Genomic DNA, 1,171 nt, shown 5'->3' with positions numbered 1-1,171 from the left:
AAAAAACGCATTTGTAAATTTTTTATTAAGTGCCATTTCGTAAAAATTTATTTTAGCGAAATTTTAATAAATCCATTTACTTTTTAATTTTATTTTCTAACCTATCTTTTAAAAAAGGTTTAATTGCTCCTACAATTAATCCATTAATTTTCCTTTTTTGAGCTTCTGTAATCTCATTTTTATTTATTTTATTAAACATTTTCAACAAAAAATCATAATCTTTTTCTGGTGAAAATTTATTATATTCATTAGGTTTAAATGCTCCATCTTCATATAATTTCCTTATTAATTTTCTAGTGAAAAATTCTGATGATAATTTAATAAATTTATTATTTTCTATTGCATGAAGTAATTTAAACATACTTTCTTTAACTGATATAATTTCATTTAAATCTTCTCTACCAAACTTTTTAATACAAGAGCTTCCTATTGGATAAATTTTATTTCCGTTCAATTCATTTTCTATTGTAAATAAATATTTTATATTTTCTTTTCCACATACACAATTTGAATTTTGAAACTCATCTTCCTCACAGTCTAAAATTCTCCATTCATTAACGGCATTTTTCCATTCTCTACTTTCAGATTCATTTATTACTTTTAAAATTAAATTTTCTTGATATTTACTACATTTCATTGCCATCACCCCATCCATAGCTAATAAATTTTTTAATATACAATCCTTTTATTGATAATACTTTATAAATATAACTTATATTTATTTTTAACAAAAAAACTTAATTTCTATTATTCTTTAATTTTTTAAATTCAAGCTCAATTTGCTTTTATTTCCATACTTTTTTATTGATTTTAATATTGCCTCTCACCAATTCATTTTACTTTTTAAATTCTTTAATTTTTCATCTATTTCAATACTTCTCTTTTCTAATTTTTCATTATATTTCTCATTAAAATTTTTCCTTTCAATTAATTCTGTAAGACATTCATTTACTAATTCACTCATTGTAAGACCTTTTTCCTTTGCAATTTTTTTTAAATTTTCTTTTGTCTTACATTCAAGTCTAATTGTAAGACTTGAATTTTTACTGATTTTTTCACCCATTTCTTTATCCCCTCAAAATCTTCTTACCCGTTATATTCTCTATGTCTTACATTAATTCCTTTTTGTCTTACATGTATTTCTAAATAAAAAAGAACAGGTTACTACGTA

The 1,171-nt window shown here is 21.8% G+C and carries 2 protein-coding genes; both read right to left on the bottom strand.

Features of this window, described 5'->3' with window-relative positions:
* Window positions 1-76: 76 nt before the first annotated feature.
* A complete protein-coding gene (locus tag HMPREF1092_RS13680; RefSeq protein WP_207637637.1) occupies window positions 77-637 on the bottom strand; it encodes a hypothetical protein in 561 nt (186 codons plus the stop codon).
* Between the two features lie 186 nt (window positions 638-823).
* On the bottom strand, window positions 824-1,063 hold the full coding sequence (locus HMPREF1092_RS13675; RefSeq protein WP_002599251.1) for a hypothetical protein: 240 nt from the start codon (window positions 1,061-1,063) through the stop codon (window positions 824-826).
* Between the last annotated feature and the right edge of the window lie 108 nt (window positions 1,064-1,171).

The sequence above is a fragment of the Clostridium thermobutyricum genome, assembly GCF_000371465.1.
Taxonomy (GTDB): Bacteria; Bacillota; Clostridia; order Clostridiales; family Clostridiaceae; genus Clostridium; species Clostridium thermobutyricum.
Note: the sequence above shows the minus strand (reverse complement) of the source record. Positions and strands in the feature narration are given on the sequence as shown.